The sequence below is a fragment of the Nocardia rhamnosiphila NBRC 108938 genome, assembly GCF_000720425.1.
In the GTDB taxonomy this organism is placed as follows: Bacteria; Actinomycetota; Actinomycetes; order Mycobacteriales; family Mycobacteriaceae; genus Nocardia; species Nocardia rhamnosiphila.
Window position 1 is genome coordinate 462,592 of the sequence record NZ_JOAJ01000008.1, and the last position, 25,452, is coordinate 488,043.

The window sequence follows — 25,452 nt, forward strand, 5'->3', positions numbered from 1 at the left end:
CGTGATCGCCCGTCCGATGGGGTGCGGCGAATTCATCCGGCCGCTGACGGGAGGCCTACGGGGACCGGTTTGTGAATGAGCTTGCATGGTCGTGCATAATCATGACATGGCTGATCTCACGGATATGCCCGACCGGAACGGACCCCTGCGCGTGGCCGTCGCCGGTGCCAGTGGTTACGCGGGCGGGGAAGTGCTGCGTCTGTTGCTGGGGCATCCGGAGTACCGAGCCGGGCGCCTCGAGATCGGGGCGCTGACCGCCGGTAACAACGCGGGCACCGCCCTGGGCGCACTGCAGCCGCAGCTGCTGCCGCTGGCGGACCGGATCCTCGCCCCGACCACGGCCGCCGAACTGGCCGGCCACGACATCGTGTTCCTCGGCCTGCCGCACGGGCAGTCGGCGGCACTGGCGGCCGAGCTACCGGAATCCGCGGTGATCATCGACTGCGGTGCCGATTTCCGGCTCACCGATCCGGCTGCCTGGGACCGATACTACGGCGGACCCCATGCGGGGAGCTGGCCGTACGGCCTGCCGGAACTGCCCGGTGCACGGGAGTCGCTGCGGGGCGCCACCCGTATCGCGGTCCCCGGCTGCTACCCGACGGTCAGCAGCCTGGCGCTGGCTCCCGCGGTCGCCGCGGGCATCGTCGAGCCGACGGTGCATGTCGTCGCCGTCAGCGGCACCTCCGGGGCCGGCCGTAAACTCGATGTCGGCCTGCTCGGGTCCGAGGTCATGGGGTCCGCCCGGGCCTACGGCGTGGCCGGTGCGCACCGGCACACCCCGGAGATCACGCAGAACCTGTCGGCGGTCGCCGGCGAGCCGGTCCGGGTGTCGTTCACCCCCGTGCTCGCGCCCATGCCACGCGGAATTCTCGCCACCTGCACCGCGCCGGTGCGGGTGGACGCGGCCGAGGCACGCGCCGTCTACGAGAAGGCCTACGCCGACGAGCCCTTCGTGCATCTGCTGCCCGAGGGCGTCCTGCCCCAGACCGGGTCGGTATTGGGTGCCAACTCCGTCACGCTGCAGGTCGCCGTCGACACCGACGCGGGTCTGCTCGTGGTGATCGGTGCGATCGACAATCTGACCAAGGGCACCGCCGGCGGCGCGGTGCAGTCCATGAATCTTGCGCTCGGCTTCGACGAAACCGCCGGGCTGTCCACCGTAGGAGTGGCCCCGTGACCACCGACCAGAACGGAAACCTCGTGCACAACCAGGGCGTCACCGCACCGCTGGGCTTCCGGGCCGCCGGGATCGCCGCGGGTATCAAGGCCAAGGGCGGCCCCGATCTCGCGCTCGTCTTCAACGAGGGCCCCGACTACGCAGCGGCCGGTGTGTTCACCACCAACAAGGTCAAAGCCGCACCGGTGCTGTGGTCGCAGCAGGTCCTGAAGGCCGGCCGGCTGCGCGCGGTGATCCTGAACTCCGGCGGGGCCAACGCCTGCACCGGACCCGAGGGCTTCCAGGACGCCCATCGCACCGCCGAGGAACTCGCCGCGGCGCTGAGCAACTGGGGCACCGAAACCGGCGCCGGGGAGATCGCGGTGTGCTCCACCGGCCTCATCGGCGACCGGCTGCCGATGGACAAACTGCTGCCCGCGGTGACCGAGATCGTGCACGAGATGGGCGGCGGGATGTCCGGCGGTACCGATGCCGCGCATGCCATCATGACCACCGACACCGTGCCGAAAGAAGCATCCCTGCACCATCCGGACAAATGGAATGTCGGCGGGATGGCCAAGGGCGCGGGCATGCTGGCCCCCGGCCTGGCGACCATGCTGGTCGTGCTGACCACCGATGCCGTGGCCAGTGCCGAACAACTCGACACCGCGCTACGGCGGGCCACCCGGCTCACCTTCGACCGTCTCGACGTGGACGGCGCGATGTCGACCAACGATACGGTCCTGCTGCTGGCCAACGGCGCCAGTGAGGTCACGCCCACCCAGGACGAACTGGATGCGGTTGTGCTCGCGGTCTGCGATGATCTGGCCGGTCAGCTGATGGCCGACGCCGAAGGTGTCACCAAGCGGGTGCTGGTCACGGTCGAGGGCGCGCGCAGTGAGGACGACGCACTCGTCGCCGCCCGGATCATCGCCCGGGACAGCCTCGTCAAAACCGCCATGTTCGGCTCCGACCCGAACTGGGGGCGGGTGCTGGCCGCGGTGGGCACCGCGCCCATCGAGCTCGACCCCGACCTCATCTCGGTATCGTTCAACGGCTTCCCGGTCTGCATCGACGGCACGGGCGCGCCCGGCGCGCGCGAGGTCGACCTGTCCGGCGCCGATATCCAGGTGGTCGTCGACCTGCGCCTCGGCGACGGCACCGCCACGGTCCGCACCACCGACCTGTCCCACGGCTACGTCGAAGAGAATTCGGCCTACAGCTCATGACCGACGCGCTGCGCGAACTGTCCGCGCTGGACAAAGCTCATATCCTCGCCGGTGCGCTGCCCTGGCTGCAGAAATTCCGCGACAAGATCGTGGTCGTGAAATACGGCGGCAACGCCATGATCGACGACGGCCTCAAACGCGCTTTCGCCGCCGATATGGCATTCCTGCGCACCGTCGGGGTGCACCCGGTGGTGGTGCACGGGGGCGGGCCGCAGATCTCGGCCATGTTGAAACGCCTCGGCCTCACGGGGGAGTTCCGGGGCGGGTTCCGGGTCACCACGCCCGAGGTGATGGATGTGGTGCGGATGGTGCTGTTCGGTCAGGTCGGCCGGGAACTGGTCGGGCTGATCAACGCGCACGGGCCCTACGCCGTCGGGATCTCCGGTGAGGACGCGCGGCTGTTCACCGCGACCCGCCGCACGGTTTTCGTGGACGGGGAGGCCACCGATATCGGACTGGTCGGCGATGTGACCGATGTGCATCCGGATTCGGTGCTCGACCTCATTCGCGCGGGCCGGATCCCGGTGGTGTCCACCATCGCCCCCGACGCCGACGGTGTGGTGCACAACATCAACGCCGATACCGCGGCCGCCGCGCTCGCCGAAGGGATCGGCGCGGAGAAACTGGTGGTCCTCACCGACGTCGAGGGCCTGTACACGAATTGGCCCGACCGCTCCTCGCTGACCAGTGTGATCGACACCGACGCGCTGGCCGACCTGCTGCCGTCCCTGGACGCGGGGATGGTCCCCAAAATGGAGGCATGTCTGCGCGCGGTCCGCGGGGGCGTATCGGGCGCACACGTCATCGACGGTCGCGTACCCCATTCGGTACTGCTGGAGCTTTTCACCGGGGAGGGAATCGGGACCATGGTCACACCGCCGGCGAACGAGGAAAACGGAGTCAGAGCATGAACACTGCGGAACTGCGGCAACGCTGGTCGAACGTGATGATGCGCAACTACCCCACTCCGGAGGTCGTGCTGACCCGGGGGACCGGCGCGGTGGTGTACGACGCGGACGGCAACCGCTATGTCGATTTCGTGGGCGGGATCGCGGTCAACAGCCTCGGTCACGCACATCAGGCCATCCTGAACGCGGTGATGGACCAGCTCGGCACGCTCGGCCATGTCTCGAACCTGTACGGCAGCGAACCGGTGATCGAGCTCGCCGAGCGGCTGCTCGGGCATTTCGGTGACGGCGACGGTCGTGCCTTCTTCTGCAACTCCGGCACCGAGGCCAACGAGGCGGCCTTCAAACTGGCCCGGCTCACCGGTCGCCGCAAGATCATCGCCTGTGACGAGGCGTTCCACGGCCGCACCATGGGCGCGCTCGCACTCACCGGTCAGCCGTCCAAACGCGCACCGTTCGAACCCATGCCGCCCGGGGTGGTGCACATCCCCTACGGCGACGCGCGGATCCTGGAGCGCGCGGTCGACTCCGATACGGCCGCGGTCTTCCTCGAGCCGATGCTCGGCGAGAGCGGTGTGGTGGTACCGCCGATGGACTATCTGGTGCGGGCCCGGGAGATCACCGCGCGGGCCGGGGCGTTGCTGATCCTGGACGAGGTGCAGACCGGTATCGGCCGCACCGGCAAGATGTTCGCGCACCAGTCGTTCGGTATCACCCCCGATGTCATCACCCTCGCCAAGGGGCTGGGCGCCGGGCTGCCGATCGGGGCGGTGCTGGCCACCGGGCCGGCGGCCGAACTGTTCACGCCCGGTATGCACGGCACCACCTTCGGCGGTAATCCCGTCTGCGCGGCCGCGGCCCTGGCCGTGCTGCGCACGCTCGAGGACGACGGGCTGCTCGAACACGTGGAATCGGTGGGTAAACGGCTCAGCGACGGGATCGCGGTGCTCGAGCATCCGCTGATCGCCGATGTGCGCGGTGCCGGACTGCTGATCGGGATCGGGCTGACCGCCCCGGTGGCGCCCCGGGTCGAGGCCCACGCGCGGGCCGCCGGATATCTGGTGAACCCGGCCAAACCCGATGTGATCCGGTTGGCGCCGCCGCTGGTGCTCACCGAAACCCAGGCCGACAATCTCGTGCTGGATCTGCCCGGGATCCTCGACGAGGTGCTGGCCGAAACGAAAGGACCGCGCGGATGACCGCCTCCCTACAACCGGCCACCGCTGTCCGCCATTTCCTGCGTGACGACGATCTGACACCCGCCGAACAGGCCGAGGTGCTGGCTCTTGCCGCCGAACTGAAGAAAAGCCCGTTCGCGCACCGTCCGCTGGAAGGCCCGCGCGGTGTCGGGGTGATCTTCGACAAGAACTCCACCCGCACCCGGTTCTCCTTCGAGCTGGGTATCGCCCAGCTCGGCGGGCACGCGATCGTGGTGGACGGTCAGACCACCCAGTTGGGGCGCGACGAAACGCTGGCCGATACCGGGCGGGTGCTGTCGCGTTATGTCGAGGCCGTCGTCTGGCGGACCTTCGGCCAGCAGCGGTTGGAGGAGATGGCGTCCACCGCCACGGTTCCGGTGGTCAACGCGCTGTCCGACGAATTCCATCCCTGCCAGGTACTGGCCGATCTGCTCACCATCACCGAGCACAAGGGCGGGCTGCGCGGGCTGCGGCTGGCCTATTTCGGCGACGGCGCCAACAATATGTCCCATTCGCTGCTGCTGGGCGGGGTCACCGCCGGACTGCACGTCCGGATCGCCGCGCCGGCGGGTTTCCTCCCGGCGCCCGCGGTGGTCGCAGCCGCCGAGGCCCGCGCCGCCGAAACCGGCGGCAGCATCGTCGTCACCGAGGATCCGCTGATCGCGGCCGACGGCGCCGATGTTCTGGTCACCGACACCTGGACCTCCATGGGGCAGGAGAGCGACGGTCTGGACCGGGTCGGCCCGTTCCGGCCGTACCAGGTGAACACCGAGTTGCTGGCCCGGGCCGGTGCCGACGCCATCGTGCTGCACTGCCTGCCCGCGCATCGCGGCGAGGAGATCACCGACGAGGTACTCGACGGGCCGCAGAGCGTGGTCTGGGACGAGGCGGAGAACCGGCTGCACGCGCAGAAGGCGCTGCTGGTGTGGCTGCTGGCACGCGAGGACGCCCGACGACGATGAGCGAGACCCGGATACATTCGGCGGGACCGGTCACCGCCGCCACCCGCGCCGGCCGGCAGTCGCGGATCATCGCGCTGCTGGCCGCGCACCCGGTGCGCAGTCAGACCGAACTCGCCACCCTGCTCGCCGCGGAGGGGATCGAGACCACCCAGGCGACGCTGTCGCGCGATCTGGACGAACTGGGCGCGGTGAAACTCCGGGCCGCCGACGGCGGCGCCGGCGTGTACGTGGTGCCGGAGGACGGCAGCCCGGTGCGCGGGGTCACCGGTGGCACGGGGCGGTTGGCCAAACTGCTCGGTGACCTGCTGGTCTCCACCGATTCCAGCGGCAACATCGCGGTCCTGCGCACCCCGCCGGGCGCCGCGCATTTCCTGGCCAGCGCCCTGGACCGCGCTTCGCTGCCCTATATCGTCGGCACGATCGCGGGGGACGACACCATCGCGGTGATCGCCCGCGAGCCCCTCACCGGTGCCGAACTGGCCGCGAAGATCGAGAACCTCGCCTGACCGGTGCGCTCGTACCCGGCGGTCAGTACCTGGGTCCGCCGGCCCGCACGGAGGTGCGATACGACAGCCACCGCCCGGTGGCGCGGGATGCGGCGCAGCCGAACGCGACCGCCGACAGCACGAGCAATGGACCGGTGAGCGCCAGAACCGCCAACTCGCGTGTGGCGACGGCGGCCACCGTTCCGGCGATCGCCGAAAGTACGCCGATCACCGAGCTCACCAGCGTCAGTACGCGGCCCGATCGTCGGCCCGCCAGCAACAGCAGGCCGGCGCCGGCCCACAGCAGGGAAACGACTCCGATGAACAGGAGCGCGAGCACGGAGTAGACGAGATCCGCGCGCCCGGCTGGAGCGCCCTGTGCGATCGTCCGGGCTGTCTCCACCAGCCCCACACAGAAGACGAACACCGGGAACACCGCCACGAACAAGGTGGCGATACCGGCGGTGACGGCGGTCGCGCGGGACGGCCGCGGCCCGGGTGCCTGCGGTTGCGGCCATGACCGGCTACCCGCCGATCGTGGGCCGGCAACCGGCGGCCGCGGGTCGGTCACCACCCGCTGCCGCGCCGGCAACGGGTGGGGCAAGGAAGCGTGGCCCACGCGCGCTTCCGGCGGGGTGTGCGTGCGCACCGGTTGCGCGACCGGCACGGGTGTCACCGGGGTCGTCGGCGGTGCCGCGATATGCCTGCCCTCCAGGGCCTCGCGTACCGCGGTGATGAATTGACCGCAATCGCGGAAGCGGTCTTCGCGCTGTTTGGCCATTGCGCGGGCCACCAGTGGGTCGAGAGTGGTGGGCAGGTCGGGGCGGGTGGCGGTGAGGCGCGGCGGCGGTTGCGAGATATGCCCCATCACCACTTGGCCGGGGTTCGTCGACGCGTACGGAGGCCGGCCGGAGAGAACCGCGAACAGGGTGCAGGCCAGCGAATACTGATCGGAGCGATGATCGACCTGCGCACCGGACAACTGCTCCGGGGAGCCGTAGGCGAGGGTGGCGGTGAATGCCCCGGTGGCCGTCAGTTTCGTATTGGCGTCGGTGAGCCGGGCGATACCGAAATCGGTCAGCACCGAATGGGATTCACGCAGCGATTCGGCATCGGCGATGAGGATGTTGGCCGGTTTCACATCACGGTGCAGTACGCCCCGGCTGTGCGCGTAGTCGAGCGCCGCCGCGGTCTCGCCGAGTAACCGGACCGCGGTCGCGGGCGGATGCGCCCGGGCGTCCCAGGTCGCCGCGTCGGTGCCCCGGATGTATTGCATGGCGATCCACAGGTGTCCGTCGTCGGTCCCCCGGTCGAACACTCCGACGATTCCGGGATGCTCCAGCCGGGCGACGACATCGGCTTCCAGTTCGAACCGGCGGGTGAGTTCGGGATCGGTGCTCACCTCCCGGCTGAGCAGCTTCAACGCGACACTGCGCGGTAGCCGCGGATGGCGGGCGAGGTACACCGTTCCCATACCGCCCCGTCCCAGCACCCCTTCGATCCGGTATCCCGCGAAGGTCGCGCCCACCCCCAGCACCACCGCTCCTTCCGCTCCCGTCCGAACGTCGTGACGCTACCGCACTTTCGGGTACGGGACCCTGATGGGGGAACTGCCGGGTAATGAGCGGCGCTCAGCGGTTGTTGACCAGATCCTGCAGGAGCGGTGTGGCCATCTCGATACCGGATTTGCCGAGGGCCAGGGCGGCATTGCCGAGGGTGACGACGTAGTAGCCGATCGTCTCGTAATTGTCCTGCGCCCACTGCTGCAACGTCTGCACGGTTCGTCCTCCTCTACCTGTCGAGCGCCGATCGTTGTGATCAGCGTCTCATAAGGCAGGTGGGCGGGGAAGGGGCGATCATCGCCGGCGGCCACTTCTGGGCTCGATATACCGCCAGGTAGCGGGCGTTGACACCCCGATTATGAATGAGATTGCACCATCGTGCATAATCATTTGTAGCGGCGGCGCGAGCCGATCCGGCAACGGGCCAGCATACTGCTGGGAAGACGGCGGGCCGCGCACGCAGAACACCACCCGCACCACCGAACATCATCCGAGGAGCACCAGAACATGTCCGATCGCGTCGTACTCGCCTACTCCGGTGGGCTGGACACCTCCGTGGCCATCAGCTGGATCGGCAAGGAGACCGGCGCCGAGGTCGTGGCCGTGGCCATCGACCTGGGGCAGGGCGGCGAGGATATGAACGTGGTGCGTCAGCGCGCGCTGGACTGCGGCGCCGTCGAAGCGGTCGTCGTGGACGCCCGCGACGAGTTCGCCGACGAGTACTGCCTGCCGACCATTCAGGCCAACGCGCTCTACCAGGGTGAATACCCGCTGGTTTCGGCCATCAGCCGTCCGCTCATCGTCAAGCATCTGGTGGAGGCCGCCAAGTTCCACGGTGCGGACACCGTGGCGCACGGCTGCACCGGTAAGGGCAACGATCAGGTCCGCTTCGAGGTCGGGATCGGCGCCCTGGCCCCCGACCTGAACGTGATCGCCCCGGTCCGCGACTACGCCTGGACCCGGGAGAAGGCCATCGCCTTCGCCGAGGAGAACAAGCTCCCGATCAATGTCACCAAGAAGTCGCCGTTCTCCATCGACCAGAACGTCTGGGGCCGCGCGGTCGAGACCGGGTTCCTCGAGGACCTCTGGAACGCACCCACCAAGGACGTCTACGACTACACCACCGATCCGACCGTCAACTTCGAGGCACCCGACGAACTCATCGTCACCTTCGAACGCGGCATTCCGGTCGCCATCGACGGCCGCCAGGTCAGCGTGCTCGAGGCGATCACCGAACTGAACAGCCGCGCGGGCCGGCAGGGTGTGGGCCGGCTCGATATGGTCGAGGACCGGCTCGTCGGTATCAAGAGCCGGGAGATCTACGAGGCCCCCGGCGCCATCGCGCTGATCACCGCGCACCGCGCGCTCGAGAACGTGACACTGGAGCGGGAGCTCGGCCGCTACAAGCGGCAGGTCGAGCAGCGCTGGGGCGAGCTGGCCTACGACGGCCTGTGGTTCTCGCCGCTGAAGCGGGCGCTGGACGCCTTCGTCGCGGAGACCCAGCAGCATGTGTCCGGTGATATCCGGATGGTGCTGCACGCCGGGAACGTCGTGATCAACGGCCGGCGCAGCGACCAGTCGCTCTACGATTTCAACCTCGCCACCTACGACGAGGGCGACAGCTTCGACCAGTCGCTGGCCAAGGGCTTCGTGCAGATCCACGGCCTGTCCTCCAAGGTCGCGGCCAAGCGGGATCTGAACCAGAAGTAACGCACAGCGCAGCCGGTACGGCCGATCGAGACGTGGGAGAGGTAGTGGGCACCAACGAGGGCGCGTTGTGGGGTGGGCGGTTCGCCTCCGGTCCCGCCGAGGCGATGGCGGCGCTGAGTAAATCGACCCAGTTCGACTGGGTGCTGGCGCCCTACGATATCCGCGCCTCCAAGGCGCACGCCCGAGTGCTGAACAAGGCCGGGCTGCTGTCGGAGGCCGATCTGAGCGGCATGCTCGCCGGTCTGGACCGGCTCGCCGCCGATGTCGCATCCGGCGCCTTCGCGCCCGCGGAATCGGACGAGGACGTGCACGGCGCGCTCGAGCGCGGACTCATCGACCGGGTCGGCCCGGAGCTCGGCGGGCGGTTGCGCGCCGGACGTTCCCGCAACGACCAGGTCGCCACGCTGTTCCGGATGTGGCTGCGGGACGCGGTACGGCGTATCGCGGCCGGACTGGTCACGGTGGTAGACGCCCTCGCCGACCAGGCCGCGGCGCATCCGGACGCGGTGATGCCGGGCAAAACCCATCTGCAGGCGGCGCAGCCGGTATTGCTGGCCCACCATCTGCTCGCCCACGCGCATCCGCTGCTGCGCGATATCGACCGGCTGCGTGATTTCGACAAGCGGGCCGCGGTTTCGCCGTACGGGTCCGGCGCGCTCGCCGGGTCCTCGCTCGGCCTCGATCCGGAGGCCATCGCGGCCGAACTCGATTTCACCGCCGCGGCCGCCAATTCCATCGATGCCACCTCGGCCCGGGATTTCGCGGCCGAGGCCGCCTTCGTCCTCGCGATGATCGGGGTCGACCTCAGCCGGATGGCCGAGGAGATCATCCTGTGGAGTACGCCGGAATTCGGCTACATCACCCTCGCCGACGCCTGGTCGACCGGTTCGTCGATCATGCCGCAGAAAAAGAACCCGGACGTCTCGGAACTCACTCGCGGAAAAGCGGGCCGGTTGATCGGCAACCTCACCGGGCTCCTCGCCACCCTGAAGGCCCAGCCGCTGGCCTACAACCGGGATCTGCAGGAGGACAAGGAACCGCTGTTCGACTCGGTGGCCCAGCTGGAACTGCTGCTGCCCGCCATCGCCGGCCTGGTCTCCACGCTCACCTTCCACACCGGCCGGATGGCCGAGCTGGCGCCCGCCGGTTTCACCCTGGCGACCGATATCGCCGAATGGATGGTCCGGCACGGGGTGCCGTTCCGGGTCGCGCACGAGGCGGCCGGCGCGTGTGTCCGGACCGCCGAGGCGCGAGGGGTCGGTCTGGACGAACTGACCGATGCGGAGTTCGCGGCGATCGATCCGGCGCTCACCCCGCGGGTACGCGAGGTACTGACGGTGGCCGGCTCCGTCGCGTCGCGTAATGCCCGAGGTGGCACGGCGGGGGAGCGGGTCGCCGAACAGCTCGGCGAGATCCGCGCGGCCGCCGAGCAGATCCGGAGCTGGCTGGACTGACCCGGCGTCCCGGGACCGGACCCGGCACACCGGCCGGGCCCGCCCGGCCGGTGCGGAAACGACGTCCCGGTACGAGCCTACCGGCGACTCGACCGCCGTCGTCGGCCTCGGGACCGCTCCGCGATGCGTCGGCGAAGCCATTCTCACGGCTCACAGCTCAACGGCTCAACGGCGAAAGATGTGATTACTTAGATATGCGCATCTAGCTATAAGATGCCGAACTCGGGCACGATCACCTGGAGCTTCCGGCCGGAATGCCAGGCGATGAGCGAGCGCCACGTCGGGTCCGGCTATCCGGCCAGGCCGCAGAGCGGACGACCTCCCGGCCCCCGAGGAGACGGCGTGAAGGGAACCGAGATAACGGCCGGTCACTGTCGGCCGATGAAGCCGGCATGGAATTCATACTGGTCGCACTCGCGGTGGCTTATCTGGTTGTTTCCGATTTTCTCAGCGGTATCGCGCAGGCGCTGGGCTCGGCCGGGATGTAGAAACCATGATGTCGTCGACATCCGGTGCCGTACCGGCTGCAGGGTCAGGCCGGAACCGGCGGTCCGGCGGCGGCGATCTCCAGTACTCCGGCGAGCCAGGGACTGAACGCGTCCGGGTCCTCCCGTAGCCGGGTGCGCAACTCGTCCGGGCGCACCCAGCGGTAGTCGGCGACCTCGGCCGGGTCCGGCGCCGGTTGCGCATCGTCGAGCACGCCCACCAGCACGTGATCCCATTCGTCCTCGACGAACCCGGTGCGCGGGTCACCCGCGCGGTAGCTGTAGATACCGACCTCGGTCAGCGGTACGCGCAGCCCCATCTCTTCGGCCAGCCGGATTCCGGCGGCCTCGGCGACGGGGACGCCGGGGGCGGGATGGCCACAGCAGGTATTCGACCAGCGCGCGGGAAACCGCGTCTTCCCGGGCGCGCGCTGCTGCAGCAGCGTCCGGCCCGCGGTGTCGAAGATCAGCACCGAGAACGCCCGGTGCGGACGGCCGGGAGGCCGGTGGGCCTCGGCCACCGGGCACGAGCCGACCGTCTTGCCGGCGGAGTCCACCAGCTCGACGGGCAGTGTTTCCCGGTCGGTGGGGGCGGCCGGGCGGGCCGGCGGGAGGGTCGGGTCGGTCACGATCCTCACCCTATCGGCGCGGGCGCGGGGTCCCGGCGAGGTGCCGGGTACATGATGGAGATGTCACAACGGACCTCACAGGTACGGGGTGCGATATGGCAGGCTTTGGGCATACCGCAGGGATTGTGAGGTATGCCACGCCACGGTAGGGCTGGGAGCGGAACGTGAAGTTGAGTGTGCGAGGTCTGGCGGGGACGGCGCGGCGGGTGATGTCGACCGCGCAGAACGGGCTCGAGGTGATCCGCTTCGGCGGACTGGGCAGGGATACCGAGTCCTCGCCGTTCGAGATCGCCGAGCGACGGCCCATGTACCGCCTGCGTCACTACTTCCCCGCGGCCCCCACCGCCGGTCCGGCGGTGCTCTTCGTACCGCCGCTCATGGTCAACGCCGATATCTGGGACGTCAACGGCGACGACGGCGCGGTCGGGATCCTGCACCGCAGCGGTATCGACTGCTGGGTCATCGATTTCGGTTCACCGTCGGTGGAGGAGGGCGGCTGGAAACGCGATCTCGCCGATCATGTGCTCGCGGTGAACACCGCGATCGATACGGTCTGCGCCGCCACCGGCCGCGACGTGCATCTGATGGGGTACTCGCAGGGCGGGATGTTCGCCTACCAGACCGCGGCCTTCCGGGCGAGCAAGGGGATCGCGAGCATCGTGACCTTCGGCAGCCCCGTTGATATCGTGGCCGGGATGCCGCTGGGCCTGCCGCATGCCGCGGTATCGGATCTGGTGGACTTCGCCGCCGACCACGTCGTGCCCCGGCTGCCGATCACCGATCGGATGGTGCGGATCGGATTCCAGCTCCTCGACCCGGTGAAGACCGCCAAGGCGCGGATCGATTTCCTACGCCAGCTGCACGACCGCGAAGCACTGCTGCCGAAGGAACGGCAGCGGCGCTTCCTGACCAACGAGGGCTGGATCGGCTACGCCGGGCCCGCCGCGGCCGATCTGCTCAAACAGTTCGTGGTGCACAACCGCATGATGCTGGGCGGTTTCGTCATCCGCGATCAGCCGATCTCCCTGGCCGATCTGAAATGCCCGATCCTGGCCTTCCTCGGCGAGGTCGACGAGATCGGCCAGCCCGCGGCGGTGCGCGGGATCGTGCGGGCCGCGCCGCGGGCCGAGGTGTACGAGTCGACACTGGTCTCGGGCCATTTCGGTCTCGTCGCCGGCTCGGCCGCCACCAAGTTCACCTGGCCCCAGGTGCGCGATTGGGTGGGCTGGGTCGAGGGTGGTAATCCGCTGCCGGAAGAGATCGTGCCGATGACCGATCACGTCGCCGAGGGAGTACCGCGCACCGCCCTGCTGCGCGCGGTGCACACCGCGGCGGTGCTGGCCGAGGCCGGCGCCGAGGTGGGCCGCACTCTCGAACATCTGGCCGCCAATACGCTGCGCGGATCGGTGGGCGTGGTCGAGGGCGCCGCGCGCACGCTGCCCAGGCTGACCCGTCTGGGCACGATCGAATCGACGACCCGGATCTCCATCGGCCGGTTGATGGCCGAACAGGCCCGCCGGTCGCCACGCGGCGAATGCTTCCTCTTCGACGACCGGGTGCACACCAATGCCGCTGTCGATATCCGGATCGACAATGTGGTGCGCGGTCTGATCTCGGTCGGGATCCGGCCCGCGACCCGGGTCGGGGTGGTGATGGAGACCCGGCCCAGTGCGCTGGTGACCTTGGCGGCGTTGTCGCGTATCGGTGCCGTCGCGGTGCTCATGGCACCCGAGAGCGATCTGAACACCGCCCTCGCGCAGACCGGGACCGCGGTGCTGGTCTCGGATCCGGAGAACATGCACCATGCCGTTGCCACCGGTGCCCGGGTGTTCGTCCTCGGCGGCGGCGACGCCCGCGGCCTGGCAGTGCCCGCCGGAACCGATCTCGTGGATCTCGAGCAGATCGATCCCGAGCAGGTCCGGGTGCCGGGCTGGTACCGGCCGAACCCGGGACGCGCACGGGAACTGGCCTTCATCCTGGTCGCCGGCGTCGGTGACCGGTTGGACATCAAATACATCACCAACCACCGGTGGGCGCTGTCGGCGTTCGGTACCGCTTCCGCGGCCGATCTGGACAACAAGGACACGGTGTACTGCCTGGCGCCGCTGCACCATTCGTCCGGGCTGCTGGTGAGCCTGGGCGGAGCCATCGCCGGTGGGAGCCGGATCGCGCTGGCCCGGTCCCTGGATCCGGGTCGTTTCGCCGAGGAAGTCCACCGCTACGGGGTCACGGTCGTGACGTACACGTGGACGATGCTGCGCGATATTCTCGACGCCGAGGTTTTCCCGGAGGGGCACGCGCATCCCATCCGGTTGTTCATCGGCTCCGGGATGCCCGCCGGTCTGTGGCGTCGCACCGTCGAACAGTTCGGCCCCGCCCGGGTGCTCGAGTTCTACGCCTCCATCGAGGGCGATGTGGTGCTGGCGAATGTGCCGGGGGTGAAGTTCGGCTGCAAGGGCCGGCCGGTGCCGGGGACCGCGCGGGTGGAACTGGTGGCCTACGATCCGGTCTCCGGCCAGGTCCAGGTCGACGACCACGGATACGCGCGGCGGTGCGCCGACAACGAGGTCGGGCTGCTGATCGGCTCGGCCGGGGCGAGCGTGGACCTGTCGCTGGGCGGTTTACGCGGTGTCTTCGACCCCGAGGACTCCTGGCTGCCCACCGAGAATTTGTTCCGGCGCGACAGCGACGGCGACTACTGGCTGGTCGACCGTATCGACACCGTCATCCGGACCCGCCGCGGCCCGGTGTTCACCCAGCCGATCGTGGATGTGCTCAACGATGTCGCCGCCGTCGATATGGAAGTGGCCTTCGCACTGCCCGCGCATGACCGGGTGCTCGCCGTCGCGGCGGTGAGCGTACGACCGGGGTTCCGGCTCGAGCCCGGCGATATCACCGATGCCCTGCGCTCGCTGGCGCCAGACCAGCGCCCGGACATCGTCTATGTCGTCGACGATATTCCGCGCAGTCCGTCGTTCCGCCCGTCGGCGCACGCGGTCAAGGCTGCGGGCGGGCCCCGGCCGGGCCCGCTCACCTGGTGGTACGACCCGGAATCGGAGAGCTACGAGGTACTCACCGAGACCGACCCCGGCAGGCTGTGACCGCGGTGGGCCGCGTCCGGTTCAGCACCGGTACGCGGTGACCGCGTCGAGTACCCGGTGGATCTGATCCCGGGTGAGCATGGGCCACAGCGGTAACCGGACGATGCTCGCCGCGAACCGGGCGCTGCGGGTGCACGGAGCGGGCGTCCGGCCGTATTTGAGCCCGGCCGCGCTGGAATCGAGCGGTACATAGTGGAACGGCGCCACGATCCCGCAGTCGGCGAGATGCCGGATGAGGCCGTCGCGGGCCTCTTCGGTCGGCATACGCAGATAGAACAGGTGCGCGGTGTGACGCCGGTCCGGCGGCACCGACATCGGCGCCACCCCGTACTCGGCCGCCCAGGAGCCCAGCCCGGCCGCGTAGGTGTGCCACACCCGGTGCCGGGCGCGCTGGATGGTGTGGAATTCGGCGAGCTGGGCGTCGAGCACGGCGGCATTGAGCTCACTGGGCAGATAACTGGACCCGATGTCCTGCCAGGAGTACTTGTCCACCTGACCGCGCAGGAACCGGGCACGGTCGGTGCCCTTCTCCCGGATGATCTCGGCGCGGCCCATCAGGATGTCGTCGGAGAGCAGCAGTGCCCCGCCCTCGCCGCAGTGCACATTCTTGGTGTCGTGGAAACTCTGGGTACCCAGCGTGCCGAGGGTGCCGAGCGCGCGTCCCCGCCAGGTTCCGCCCAGCCCGTGGGCGTTGTCCTCGATGAGTGCGAGACCGTGCCGGTCGGCCAGGGATTGCAGAGCGGCCATATCGGCGGCCACTCCGCCGTAGTGCATGACCACGATCGCCTTGGTGTGGTCGGTGATCGCCGCCGCGGCGGCCTGCGGGTCGATATTGCCGGTGGTGCTGTCGATATCGACGAAAACGCAGGTCGCGCCGTGGACCGCGAAGGCCGCGGCGGTGGAGGTGAAGGCGAAACTCGGCACGATCACCTCGTCGCCGGGCCCCAGCTCGAGCAGGAGCGCGGCCAGTTCCAGCGCGTGGGTGCACGAGGTGGTCAGCAGAACGTGCCGGGCGCCGGTGATCTCGGCGAGTTTCGCGGTGGCCGCGGCCGTGAACGGGCCGTCACCGTGACAGTGGTCGGAATCGAGTACGGCGGTCACATTCGACAGTTCCGCGGCCGACCGATAGGGCCGGCTGAAGATGATCCGCCCGCTCACCCGGCCGCCGCCTCGGCGGGCCGGTGCCCGGCCGTGGCCGTCATCTCCTCCGGTGGCCGGGGCGTCGGTGATTCCACCGTGAGATACAGCGGTTTGCCGACCAGGATGTGCAGGACCACCCCGAGGTATTCGGCGATGAGGCCGAGGGAGAACAGCACCGCCCCCGAGCACAGCAGCAGCACCACGATGATGGAGGCCCAGCCCTCCGGGTCGGCGCCGTCGCCGGTCAGCGCCGTGTAGATGATCACGCCGGCCAGCACCGCCCCGGCCAGCGCCAGTGTCACACCGAGCAGGCTCACCAGGCGCAGTCCGCGGGTTCCGGTGCACAGCACCATCTTCCAGAACAGCGAGAACAGTCGCCGGTAGTTGTAACCGGATTCGGCCCGGCCCTCGGTGCGTAACAGCACGGGGACCGTCGCCGTCCGGCCCACGACCCAGGTCAATGCGACATCGAGATAGGCGCCGTTGGCGGCGACCTCGGCCAGCCGGCGCCCGATATCGCCGCGGATGAGCCGGAAACTCTCGAACCGGGTGGAGGCCGGGAAGGCGAAGAGGGTGGCCAGCACCAGTTTCGCGCCGCGTGAGGTGAGGTTGCGCAGTGCACCGTGCGGCCGGGTGTTGGTGGGCCGGGAGTAGACCAGGTCGGCGCGTTCGCGATACGCGGCGTCCAGGAACGCGGCGAGACAGGCCGGGTCGTGCTGCCCGTCCTCGTCCATGGTGACGATCCAGCGACCCCGGGCGGCGGCCAGCCCGGCGATGGTGGCCGCGTCCTGTCCGTAGTTGCGGCTCAACCAGATCACTCGGACCTGCGGGTATTCGCGGGCAAGCCGCTGCAGCACGAGATCGGAGCGATCGGGGCCGTGATCGTGGACCAGCACGATCTCCGCGACGCGGAAGCCGATCCCGCCGGGTGTCGCGGTGGGTACGCCCAGCGCGTGCAGTTCCCGCACGAGCGCGGTGACGGTCTGTTCGCCGCGGTACACCGGGACCACGACCGAAATACCGCATACTTCGGGCGAATCGGATTCGAAGCCCGGGGACGGGTAGTCGGTTTCGGGTCGTAGGGCCGCGGCGGCGAGATCAGGGATGGAGCGGGCCGCCGGCGGCCGATCGGCGGCCCGGGCGGACACGAAGCTGGGAGAAAACGGCATTGGCGAGATCGACTTTCGACGGTGGATAACGCGTGCCGGGTCTCGATGACGCTGGTGAGCCCGAGAAATGCGAACTCTAGCAGGTGCGGTGCGGACAGTGGGGCCGGATTCGCAAGCGCGTCGTTCCGGCCGCGGAACCCGGTGTGGGCGGTAGGGTCTGGGACCCGTGGCGGATGGTCGAGCCGAGAGTCGGCGGGATGTGTTCCGGTGGGGTCTGGTGTGCGCGGCGGGGGTGGTCGCCGCCTATCTCGCTGTCCTCCTGGCGAATTCCCGGCATTTCTACACCGACGACACCGAGTCCCAGTACGCGCCGCTGTGGGTGATGACCGGCCGTGCCCTGCGCGAGGGCAGGTTCCCGGTGCTGGTGCCGGAGAACTGGCTGGCCGGCAATTACGCGATCGAGGAAACCGGTCTGCTCAACCCCCCGCAGCTGCTGATCGATCTGCTCGCGGTCTCGATGGACGATCTCGCGCTGTACGCCACGCTGGTCAAACTGCTGTTCGCGGTCGTGCTGGGGCTCGGCGTATACCGGGTCTGCCTGGCCTACGGCGGCCGCCCGGCCTGGTCGGCGGTGGCCGGCGTGGCCTTCCCCTGTAGCGGTTTCCTGCTGTTCTTCGACGCCGCCAGCTGGATGACCGCGTTCACCGGAACCGCCTGGCTGGTGCACGCCTGGGCGTCGGGTGTGCGCTACGCCCGCGGTCGCGGGGGACCCGTCCCGGTTTTCGTCTTCCTCTACCTGACGATCTCGGTGCAGTACGTGTTTCCCGCGGTGGAAGCGGCCGTGCTGTTCGCCACCGTGCTCATCGGCGAATTCGTGTATCGGCGGCAGTGGGCGCCGGTGGTCCGGCTCGCCCTGGTGGCCGGATGCGCGGCGGCGGCCGGGCTGGCGACCTATCTACCGAGTCTGCTCACCGCGGAGGTCACCTGGCGCGGTGCCTCGGAGATCCGCAACGACCAGTTCCTGGCCGTGCCGTGGTCGGAATCGCTGAACGCCAGCCTGCCCAGTACGTTGCCCGCCTTCACCTCTTGGTGGGGATACGTGCAGCCACTGCCCATGGTCTATATCGCCTGGTTCCTGATCCCGGCGCTGGCTTTCGTCGACTGGAAACGCGCTGCGGGCGCGGCGCGGGAGCTGAGCGGGCCGGCCGTGTTCGCCGTCCTGACTCTGCTGTGGACCGCCGGGCCCGGGACCATGGGTCCGCTGCGCTGGCCGGCCCGGGTACTGCCGATGGTCGCGCTGGCCCTGCTGGTGCTGGTGTGCGTCCTGCTCGGCCGGTTCGGCACGGTCGCCGGAACCCGCCGCCGCGGTGTCGCCGCCGCGGTACTGGTCGTCCTGCTGCTGGCGCGTTCCGCCGCAGCCGCGCCGGCGGAGGCGCCGGGCCACCTGCTGGCCGCGGCCGGGGTGGGCGCGCTGGGGGCGGCCGTGGTGTGGCTGGGCCGGACCCGCGGGCGGACCGCGGCCTGCCTGCTCACACTGGCCGCGGTGGCGCCGATCGCCTATCTCCAGGTGCACGCGGCTCAGCCCACGCCCATGAGCTGGAATCTGCCCACGAAACGGTCGGAGATGAAAGCGGCCTTCCCCGATTTCCCCGGCACCACCCTGCAACTGGGTGACCGGGCGCTGATCGCCCCCGGCGAACGCACCCTCGACGGCGCCTACGGTTCGCTGGCCTTCGGTAACTACGCGAAGAATCTGGAGGCCGACTATGTGGGCGGCTACACCCCCAACGGTCATTTCTACTTCGGCCATCTGCTGTGTATGCGCTGGGACGTCAGCGTCTGCCCCGACGCCTATCGGCGGGCCTTCGCGCCGGAACCCGAGACCGGGCGGCCCCTGGTGGATCTGATGCTCGTCGACCGCGTGGTGCTGCAGCGCGCGCTGTTCCCCGGGGCGCGCGAACAGCCCGCGCCCGCGGGCTGGAAATGGGTGGACTATCCGGGGCACGAGCAGTACATCGCGGTCCTCGAACGCGAAGGCGGTCCGGTGTCGGGACGCACCGGCCGGGTAGCCCACACCGAAGGTGTCGCCGTCGGTGCCACCGCCGAATCCGACACCACCAGCCGGGTCCGAGTCGATTCGCCCGCCGGTGGCCGGATCGTTTTCGCCCGGCTGGGCTGGCCGGGGTACCGTGCGCACCTCGATGGCCGGCAGCTCCCGATCGATGTGGTCGCGAACAGTTTCGTCGCCGTGGACATCCCGCCCGGCACCCGCGGGGGCGAACTGGAACTGACCTGGCGGCCGCCCGGCTGGAAGATCGGCGCCGTGCTCGCGGCAGCCGGACTGGCCGGTCTCGCGGTGTTGGAGATCGGCCACCGGCGTGGCCGCCGACGTCATGCCCGACCGCCCGCTGCATCCGCCGGACCGGCTGTACTTCCCGTCGGCCCGGCTGCACCGCCCGCCGACCCGATGGCTTCTCCTGATGACCTGACGGCTCCGCCCGCCGGTCCGGTGGCCGGCGGGCCGGGTCCCGTCGCCGCGCGCCCGTGACCGATTCCGCCGGACACCCGGCGACCTCGCGCGACAGCCCGCTCGCGGAAGCCGCCGACCCGGGCCCGCTGCTCCGGCTCGTGCGTCGGCAGGAACTGGCCTTCGCGGTCGTCGGCGCCGTGAACACCGCGATGGGAATCGGCCTGACCGTCGGGTGGCTGTGGCTGCTCGGGACCGCCGTGCCGCCGTCGGTGGCGGTGGCCGCCGCGTACGCCACCGGTGTCGGGATCGCCTTCGTCCTGCACCGCAACCTCGTATTCCGCGTCCGCGGCCGGGTGTTGCGGGATTTCGCCGCGTTCGTGGCCGTCAACAGCGGCGGACTGGTTGCCAACGCCCTGCTGCTCGAACTCGCTGTCACAGTGCTCGGTTTTCCCCGAGCGCCGGCCGCGGTCGTGGTGATGGGCACGGTCGCGGTCGGCAGCTATTTCGGCCACCGCTCGATCTCGTTCCGCCGACCGGTAGGTTGAACCCCATGTCGGAGGAAACCATTCTGGACCCCACCTTGCTGAATCTGCTGGCGTGCCCGCAGGACAAAGGTCAGCTGCATCTGGTGCGCGCCGCCGACGGCGCGGATCTGCTGTACAACCCGCGGCTGCGCCTGGCCTATCCGATCGACAGCGGTATCCCGGTGCTGCTCGCCGACGAGGCGCGTCCGGTCGACGACGCCGAGCACGCCGATTTCGCCCGCCAGTACGGGGAGTGATCGCCCGGGTCAGGGCTCACCGGCGGCGGTCGAGTCCTGACCCAGATCCCCGGTGAGATAACGCTGCACCGTGGGCCCGACGGCCGCGACGAGCTGCGGCAGCGGCAGTCCGCTCACCGGCTGGAGGGCCAGGATCTTGCGGGAGATCACCAGGCCCGCCATCTGTGAGGCGGCCAACGCCACCCGGAGCCGGCCGTCGTCGGCATCGGTCGCGATCCGCTGCCGCACCCGCTCCAGCACCACAGACAGGAGAAAATCGCGGGCCAGCGAGGTATCTCCGCTCGCCACCAGACTGCGCACCAGTGCCACCGCGCCGGCGCCCGCCGGGGAATCCCACAGGCCCACCACCGCGGCGACGATGGTTTCGCCGAGCCGGTCCAGTGGTACCGCGTCCACCTGCCGCAGCACGATCTCCGGGTCCACCGGTAGTTCCACCACCGCGGCGAACAGTTGCTGCTTGGTCCCGAAATAGTGGTGTACCAGCGCCGGATCCACTTCGGCGTCCGCCGCGACCGCCCGGATGGAGGTTTTGTCGAATCCGGATTTCGCGAACCGCTCCCGGGCAGCGGCGAGGATCGCGTCCCGGGTGCCGGACCGGCCGGGACGGCGGCCCGGCCGGGTCGGACGCGGGCCGGCGGGTTCCGCCGCGCTCATGCGGTACGGCGGCGTAGCGTGGCCGCACCCAGGCACAGGGCGACCGCCGCGAACGCCGCCACGATCGCCAGATCCCGCCACATCAACCCGGTCGGGTCGGTGTGCACCGAGACTTCGTGCAGCGCGTCGACCGCATAACTGAGCGGCATGACATTGCTGATCACCTCCAGCCAGTCCGGTAGCTGAGCGCGGGGTACCAGCAGGCCGCACAGGAAGATCTGCGGCGCCGCCACCAGCGGCATGAACTGCACCGCCTGGAATTCCGTCCGGGCGAACGCACTGCACAGCAGCCCCAGCGCGACCCCCAGCACGGCGTCCACCATCGCGATCAGCACGACCCATCCGGGATTCCCGGCGGCGTCCAGACCCAGCAGGCCGAACGACACCAGGCAGGCCACCGCTGCCTGCGCGGCGGCCGCGAGGGAGAACGCCGTGCCGTACCCGCCGAGCAGGTCGAGTTTGCTCAGCGGTGTGGTGAGCAGTCGTTCCAGCGTTCCGGAGGTGCGTTCGCGCTGCATGGCGATCGCGGTGATCAGGAACATCACGATGAACGGCAGAATGCCGAGCATGCTGATCCCGATGCGGTCGAACGGGGTCGCGGACTGTGTGGGCGGGGTGGGGACGTCCCGGTAGATGAAGTAGAGCAGGGCCATCAGCAGGGCCGGTACCACCAGGATCATCGCCACTGTCCGGTGATCGTTGCGCAGCTGTCGCAGAATCCGGGTGGTCGTGGCCAGATACGCCCGCCCCGGGCGGGGCCCACTCGAGTGGGGCCCGCCGGACCCCGTCCGGCCGGCGTCCGGGATCGCGGTCGATGCCGCTCGCTGTGTCGATGCCGCTCGCTGCCCACTCATACCGGAGCTCCCATCGTGATGAGGGCGAGAAACGCTTGTTCCAGGTTCTGTTCACCGGTGTGTTCCCGCAGCTCGTCGGGACTCAGCTGAGCCAGCAGATCGCCTTCGCGCAGGAGCAGCAACCGGTCGCAGTGCTCGGCCTCGTCCATCACATGGCTCGACACCAGCAGGGTTGTCCCGCCCGCCGCGAGTTCGTGGAACTGTTTCCACAGCTCCACCCGCAGCACCGGGTCCAAGCCGACCGTGGGTTCGTCGAGAACGAGCAGCTCCGGTCCGGCCACCAGCGCACAGGCGAGCGAGGCCCGGGTCTGTTGTCCGCCGGACAGTTCGTCGCCGCGCTGCGACTGATGGTCGAGCAGCCCGACCGCGCCCAGGGCGGAGTCGACAGCGTCTCGACCGGCTCCGGAGAGCGCCGCGAAGTAGGCGACATTGTCGCGCACGCTGATATCGGCGTAGATGCTCGGCGCCTGGGTGACATATCCGATCCGTCGCCGCAGCGCCGCGCTGCCCGCGGGCAGCCCGAGCGCGGTGATCTCCCCGGCCGCCACCAGCTGGGTTCCGACGATGCTGCGCATCATCGTGGTCTTCCCGCAACCCGACGGGCCCAGTAGCCCGCTGATCGAACCGCACGGAATGGTCAACGAAATATCGTGCAGCACTTCGCGTTTGCCGCGCCGAACGGTGAGGTTGCGCACCTCTACCGCGGCGGTCGCGCCCGTATCGGGCATGGTCGGCCCCTATTCATCGAGTGTTGAATTCATTCTCTGATGAATTATTCGCCGACTGGAGCCGGCCCGCAAGACCCCGGCGTGATCGATCTGTCGACCCCGCTTGTCTGTGCCCCGGATCTCGACCGCCGACGCCCCCGCGGCACCTGGTCGGTGCAGGCTGCGACAATCCACGCCGTGAGTGCTGAGGAACTGGCAGTTGATCCGCTGACCGCCGCCCAGCGTCTGCTCGGCGCGATTCTGTGGTCGGGCCCGGTCGGCGCCCGCATCGTCGAGGTCGAGGCATACGGCGGTGATCCGGCCGGCCCCTGGCACGACCCGGCCGCCCATTCCGGCCGCGGCCGGACCCCGCGTAACGCGGTGATGTTCGGTCCGCCCGGCCACCTCTACTGCTACCTGAGCTACGGCATGCACACCTGCGTCAACATCATCAGCGGACCCGACGGTGTGGCCAGCGGCGTGCTGCTGCGCGCCGCCGAGATCGTCGCCGGTCACGAGACGGTGCGCGGCCGTCGGCCGGGCGCCCGCACCGAAGCGGACCTGGCCAAGGGCCCCGGCAACCTGGGGAGCGCGCTGGGCATCGGCCTGGCCGACTACGGCACCGATGTCTTCGATCCCGGATCCCCGATCCGGCTGGAACTGGGCCGCCCGATCGACCCGGCGCGGATCTCCGCCGGACCGCGCGTCGGGGTGAGCAGCGAAGCCGATCGCCCCTGGCGCGTCTGGCTGCCCGACTCCCCGGCCGTCTCCACCTACCGCCGTAGCCCACGCGCCCCGCGCATCGACGAATCCGCCTGATCGGCAGTCCGCCGCCCGATCGCAGCCTGCCCCGGGCCGGTCGCGCCGCAGGTATCACCCGCGGGCGACCGGTCCCGCCCCGGAGCCCCGGCGCACTTCGTAACCTCGGCCGCGGGCGTCGCTCCCCGCACGTGCCGGGTAGGCGGAACACCCGGCGAGCTCGACCGGGATTCCCGGCGTCGCCCGATCCCAGGCGCTGTCTCGGTGCCGCCTCGCACAGTGGTCCCGCCGCTCGCCGGGCTCCTCTCCGCCGCGCCGGCGCACCGCGGTGGCGATGGCCGCACCGGGCGTTATGTGGTTGCGGACGTAGGCGAAGATGGAGCCGTGAGCAGCGACATCATCGACGAACTGACCTGGCGCGGGTTGATCGCGCAGTCCACCGACCTCGACGCGCTCCGGGAGGCGCTGGGCTCGGGCCCGCGCAATCTCTATGCCGGTTTCGATCCCACCGCGGCCAGTCTGCATGCCGGCCATCTGGTGCCGCTGCTGGCGCTGAAACGGTTCCAGCGGGCCGGCCACCGGCCGATCGTGCTGGCCGGTGGCGCCACCGGACTGATCGGCGACCCGCGCGACGTCGGTGAGCGCACGATGAACTCCGCCGATACCGTCGCCGCCTGGGCGGATCGGATCCGTTCGCAACTCGAGCGATTCGTCGACCTGGACGATTCACCGACCGGCGCGCTGATCGTGAACAACATGGACTGGACGGGCTCGCTGAGCGCGATCGACTTCCTCCGCGATATCGGCAAGCACTTCTCGGTCAACGTGATGCTCGCCCGCGACACCGTCAAACGGCGCCTCGACGGGGAGGGCATCTCCTACACCGAGTTCAGCTACATGCTGTTGCAGGCCAACGACTACCTGCAGTTACGCCGTACGCACGACTGTGTCCTGCAGGTCGGCGGCTCCGATCAGTGGGGCAACATCATCGCCGGCGTGGAACTGAACCGGCGGGTGGACGGTGCCGCCGTTCACGCGCTGACGGTGCCGTTGGTGACCTCCGCCGACGGTAAGAAGTTCGGCAAGTCCACCGGCGGCGGCAGCCTCTGGCTCGATCCGGAGCTGACCAGTCCCTACGCCTGGTACCAGTACTTCGTGAACACCGCCGATGCCGATGTCGTCCGGTACCTGCGCTGGTTCACCTTCCTGGACCGCGCCGAACTGGCCGAACTGGAGGAGGCCACCGTCGAACGGCCGCATGCCCGCGAGGCGCAGCGCCGGCTGGCGGCGGAGATGACCACGCTGGTGCACGGAGCAGAGAACACCCGCTCGGTACAGCTGGCGAGTCAGGCGCTTTTCGGACGCGGCGAGCTCCGGGATCTGGACGAGCCGACCCTCGCCGCGGCGCTGCGCGAAGCAGCGGTCGACGGGAAGGTCGCCGAGGTTGCGCCCGGGGGCGACACGATCGTCGATCTACTGGTGGCGTCCGGCCTGTGTGAAAGCCGTGGCGCGGCCCGTCGAGCGGTGAACGAGGGTGGCGCGTCGGTCAACAACGAGCGCGTGAAGGACCTCGATTGGTCTCCGGAAAGCGGCGATTACCTGCACGGACAATGGCTCGTATTGCGCCGTGGCAAGCGGAATTTCGCGGGTGTCCGACGGGCCTCCGGAAATTGATCTTGGTGGGCTGGGTCACACTTCGGCGGTCCAGCCCGCCTGATCGCCTCTCGGCAAGCCTCTGAACTGCGCAAACGCCCTGCCGAAGTGGCGATTTGACGTAGCGTTCCCCGCCGCGTAACTTATTCAACGTCAGAGCGACACGGACACCGACCCGGGGCCCGGAGCGAGGCGGAAACGCCGAGCCGGAGGGGCCAGGGACAACGAGGTAGTACGAGGAGCGCCTGACAGGCCGGCCGAAGAGCGGAGTTTGACTCTGAGCCACTGGACGGTTAAGCTAGAAAACCTGCCCCATTGAAGCCCTGGTTGAGTCCAGTCGCTTAAATGTGTGCGTGTGTTCTTTGAGAACTCAATAGTGTGTTGATGAATGTCAGTGCCAAATATTTAATTTGGTTTCGGTTCTTCATACCCCCGTGTGGAGGAT

General features: G+C 69.3%; 22 protein-coding genes. 14 read left to right on the forward strand and 8 right to left on the reverse strand.

Going from position 1 to position 25,452, the window contains the following annotated elements; all coding sequences use genetic code 11:
- Positions 1 to 124 precede the first annotated feature (124 nt).
- The 6 genes from argC to IG75_RS0126635 are packed head-to-tail and all read left to right on the forward strand — an operon-like array spanning position 125 to position 5,960.
- Positions 125 to 1,177 carry an N-acetyl-gamma-glutamyl-phosphate reductase gene (argC, locus tag IG75_RS0126610; protein ID WP_030523676.1) on the forward strand — a complete coding sequence of 351 codons (1,053 nt, stop codon included), beginning with the start codon at positions 125 to 127 and terminating at the stop codon, positions 1,175 to 1,177.
- On the forward strand, positions 1,174 to 2,385 hold the full coding sequence (gene argJ / locus IG75_RS0126615) for a bifunctional glutamate N-acetyltransferase/amino-acid acetyltransferase ArgJ (protein ID WP_030523675.1): 1,212 nt from the start codon (positions 1,174 to 1,176) through the stop codon (positions 2,383 to 2,385). The genes argC and argJ overlap by 4 nt, the downstream gene beginning before the upstream one ends.
- Positions 2,382 to 3,296 carry an acetylglutamate kinase gene (gene argB, locus IG75_RS0126620; protein WP_030523674.1) on the forward strand — a complete coding sequence of 305 codons (915 nt, stop codon included), beginning with the start codon at positions 2,382 to 2,384 and terminating at the stop codon, positions 3,294 to 3,296. The genes argJ and argB overlap by 4 nt, the downstream gene beginning before the upstream one ends.
- A complete protein-coding gene (locus tag IG75_RS0126625) occupies positions 3,293 to 4,492 on the forward strand; it encodes an acetylornithine transaminase (RefSeq protein WP_030523673.1) in 1,200 nt (399 codons plus the stop codon). Before argB ends, IG75_RS0126625 begins: the two co-directional genes overlap by 4 nt.
- The gene (gene argF, locus IG75_RS0126630; protein ID WP_030523672.1) at positions 4,489 to 5,454 is read left to right on the forward strand and encodes an ornithine carbamoyltransferase; all 966 of its coding nucleotides are present in this window, start codon (positions 4,489 to 4,491) and stop codon (positions 5,452 to 5,454) included. Before IG75_RS0126625 ends, argF begins: the two co-directional genes overlap by 4 nt.
- Positions 5,451 to 5,960, forward strand: a complete 510-nt coding sequence (locus IG75_RS0126635) for an arginine repressor (protein WP_030523671.1) — start codon at positions 5,451 to 5,453, stop codon at positions 5,958 to 5,960. Before argF ends, IG75_RS0126635 begins: the two co-directional genes overlap by 4 nt.
- 22 nt (positions 5,961 to 5,982) lie before the next feature.
- Here IG75_RS0126635 and IG75_RS37540 read toward each other — a convergent pair whose 3' ends face one another.
- Together IG75_RS37540 and IG75_RS39750 are read right to left on the reverse strand one after the other, a co-directional pair.
- A complete protein-coding gene (locus IG75_RS37540) occupies positions 5,983 to 7,476 on the reverse strand; it encodes a serine/threonine-protein kinase (protein WP_081877147.1) in 1,494 nt (497 codons plus the stop codon).
- A 94-nt stretch (positions 7,477 to 7,570) separates the two neighbouring features.
- Positions 7,571 to 7,717, reverse strand: coding sequence for a hypothetical protein (locus tag IG75_RS39750; RefSeq protein WP_168165644.1), 147 nt, complete (start codon positions 7,715 to 7,717; stop codon positions 7,571 to 7,573).
- Between the two features lie 291 nt (positions 7,718 to 8,008).
- Between IG75_RS39750 and IG75_RS0126650 the strand changes: the two genes are divergently transcribed.
- Positions 8,009 to 9,211, forward strand: a complete 1,203-nt coding sequence (locus tag IG75_RS0126650; RefSeq protein WP_030523669.1) for an argininosuccinate synthase — start codon at positions 8,009 to 8,011, stop codon at positions 9,209 to 9,211.
- A gap of 44 nt (positions 9,212 to 9,255) precedes the next feature.
- Positions 9,256 to 10,665, forward strand: a complete 1,410-nt coding sequence (gene argH / locus IG75_RS0126655; protein ID WP_373863747.1) for an argininosuccinate lyase — start codon at positions 9,256 to 9,258, stop codon at positions 10,663 to 10,665.
- A 532-nt stretch (positions 10,666 to 11,197) separates the two neighbouring features.
- On the opposite strand, the gene idi is transcribed toward argH, so the two are convergent.
- Positions 11,198 to 11,779, reverse strand: coding sequence for an isopentenyl-diphosphate Delta-isomerase (gene idi, locus IG75_RS0126665; protein ID WP_245713198.1), 582 nt, complete (start codon positions 11,777 to 11,779; stop codon positions 11,198 to 11,200).
- 164 nt (positions 11,780 to 11,943) lie between these two features.
- Between idi and IG75_RS0126670 the strand changes: the two genes are divergently transcribed.
- The gene (locus tag IG75_RS0126670) at positions 11,944 to 14,880 is read left to right on the forward strand and encodes an AMP-binding protein (protein ID WP_030523666.1); all 2,937 of its coding nucleotides are present in this window, start codon (positions 11,944 to 11,946) and stop codon (positions 14,878 to 14,880) included.
- A gap of 21 nt (positions 14,881 to 14,901) precedes the next feature.
- Here the strand turns inward: IG75_RS0126670 and rffA are convergent, their stop codons facing one another.
- On the reverse strand, positions 14,902 to 16,038 hold the full coding sequence (rffA, locus tag IG75_RS0126675) for a dTDP-4-amino-4,6-dideoxygalactose transaminase (protein ID WP_030523665.1): 1,137 nt from the start codon (positions 16,036 to 16,038) through the stop codon (positions 14,902 to 14,904).
- The gene (locus IG75_RS0126680) at positions 16,035 to 17,189 is read right to left on the reverse strand and encodes a glycosyltransferase (protein WP_081877107.1); all 1,155 of its coding nucleotides are present in this window, start codon (positions 17,187 to 17,189) and stop codon (positions 16,035 to 16,037) included. Before IG75_RS0126680 ends, rffA begins: the two co-directional genes overlap by 4 nt.
- Before the next feature lie 166 nt (positions 17,190 to 17,355).
- On the opposite strand from IG75_RS0126680, the gene IG75_RS0126685 reads away from it, so the two are divergent.
- Genes IG75_RS0126685 through IG75_RS0126695 form a run of 3 tightly spaced genes read left to right on the forward strand, consistent with a single transcriptional unit; the run spans position 17,356 to position 20,380 of the window.
- On the forward strand, positions 17,356 to 19,677 hold the full coding sequence (locus IG75_RS0126685; RefSeq protein ID WP_373863746.1) for a hypothetical protein: 2,322 nt from the start codon (positions 17,356 to 17,358) through the stop codon (positions 19,675 to 19,677).
- Positions 19,674 to 20,144, forward strand: coding sequence for a GtrA family protein (locus IG75_RS0126690; protein WP_051714933.1), 471 nt, complete (start codon positions 19,674 to 19,676; stop codon positions 20,142 to 20,144). The genes IG75_RS0126685 and IG75_RS0126690 overlap by 4 nt, the downstream gene beginning before the upstream one ends.
- A 5-nt stretch (positions 20,145 to 20,149) precedes the next feature.
- Complete coding sequence (locus tag IG75_RS0126695) at positions 20,150 to 20,380, forward strand: Trm112 family protein (RefSeq protein WP_030523661.1); 231 nt, start codon at positions 20,150 to 20,152, stop codon at positions 20,378 to 20,380.
- Between the two features lie 9 nt (positions 20,381 to 20,389).
- On the opposite strand, the gene IG75_RS0126700 is transcribed toward IG75_RS0126695, so the two are convergent.
- From IG75_RS0126700 to IG75_RS0126710, 3 genes are read right to left on the reverse strand one after another with little or no spacing between them, the layout of a single operon-like run.
- On the reverse strand, positions 20,390 to 21,034 hold the full coding sequence (locus tag IG75_RS0126700; protein ID WP_030523660.1) for a TetR/AcrR family transcriptional regulator: 645 nt from the start codon (positions 21,032 to 21,034) through the stop codon (positions 20,390 to 20,392).
- The gene (locus tag IG75_RS0126705; protein ID WP_081877106.1) at positions 21,031 to 21,888 is read right to left on the reverse strand and encodes an ABC transporter permease; all 858 of its coding nucleotides are present in this window, start codon (positions 21,886 to 21,888) and stop codon (positions 21,031 to 21,033) included. Before IG75_RS0126705 ends, IG75_RS0126700 begins: the two co-directional genes overlap by 4 nt.
- Complete coding sequence (locus IG75_RS0126710) at positions 21,885 to 22,616, reverse strand: ABC transporter ATP-binding protein (RefSeq protein WP_030523658.1); 732 nt, start codon at positions 22,614 to 22,616, stop codon at positions 21,885 to 21,887. Before IG75_RS0126710 ends, IG75_RS0126705 begins: the two co-directional genes overlap by 4 nt.
- A 177-nt stretch (positions 22,617 to 22,793) precedes the next feature.
- Here IG75_RS0126710 and IG75_RS0126715 point away from each other — a divergent pair, with 177 nt between their 5' ends.
- Both IG75_RS0126715 and tyrS read left to right on the forward strand, forming a co-directional pair.
- A complete protein-coding gene (locus IG75_RS0126715; RefSeq protein ID WP_030523657.1) occupies positions 22,794 to 23,414 on the forward strand; it encodes a DNA-3-methyladenine glycosylase in 621 nt (206 codons plus the stop codon).
- Between the two features lie 324 nt (positions 23,415 to 23,738).
- Positions 23,739 to 25,028 (forward strand): tyrosine--tRNA ligase, encoded by a 1,290-nt coding sequence (gene tyrS, locus IG75_RS0126720; RefSeq protein WP_030523656.1) that lies wholly within the window; start codon positions 23,739 to 23,741, stop codon positions 25,026 to 25,028.
- Positions 25,029 to 25,452: the final 424 nt, after the last annotated feature.

Excerpts from the sequence above, each read along its gene's own strand:
- argF (WP_030523672.1), top strand. The coding sequence starts at position 4,489 with ATGACCGCCTCCCTACAACCGGCCACCGCTGTCCGCCATTTCCTGCGT.
- IG75_RS0126625 (WP_030523673.1), top strand. The coding sequence starts at position 3,293 with ATGAACACTGCGGAACTGCGGCAACGCTGGTCGAACGTGATGATGCGC.
- IG75_RS0126635 (WP_030523671.1), top strand. The coding sequence starts at position 5,451 with ATGAGCGAGACCCGGATACATTCGGCGGGACCGGTCACCGCCGCCACC.
- IG75_RS0126650 (WP_030523669.1), top strand. The coding sequence starts at position 8,009 with ATGTCCGATCGCGTCGTACTCGCCTACTCCGGTGGGCTGGACACCTCC.
- IG75_RS0126680 (WP_081877107.1), bottom strand. The coding sequence starts at position 17,189 with ATGCCGTTTTCTCCCAGCTTCGTGTCCGCCCGGGCCGCCGATCGGCCG.
- argB (WP_030523674.1), top strand. The coding sequence starts at position 2,382 with ATGACCGACGCGCTGCGCGAACTGTCCGCGCTGGACAAAGCTCATATC.
- IG75_RS0126695 (WP_030523661.1), top strand. The coding sequence starts at position 20,150 with ATGTCGGAGGAAACCATTCTGGACCCCACCTTGCTGAATCTGCTGGCG.
- argC (WP_030523676.1), top strand. The coding sequence starts at position 125 with ATGCCCGACCGGAACGGACCCCTGCGCGTGGCCGTCGCCGGTGCCAGT.
- IG75_RS0126705 (WP_081877106.1), bottom strand. The coding sequence starts at position 21,888 with ATGAGTGGGCAGCGAGCGGCATCGACACAGCGAGCGGCATCGACCGCG.
- IG75_RS0126700 (WP_030523660.1), bottom strand. The coding sequence starts at position 21,034 with ATGAGCGCGGCGGAACCCGCCGGCCCGCGTCCGACCCGGCCGGGCCGC.
- IG75_RS0126710 (WP_030523658.1), bottom strand. The coding sequence starts at position 22,616 with ATGCCCGATACGGGCGCGACCGCCGCGGTAGAGGTGCGCAACCTCACC.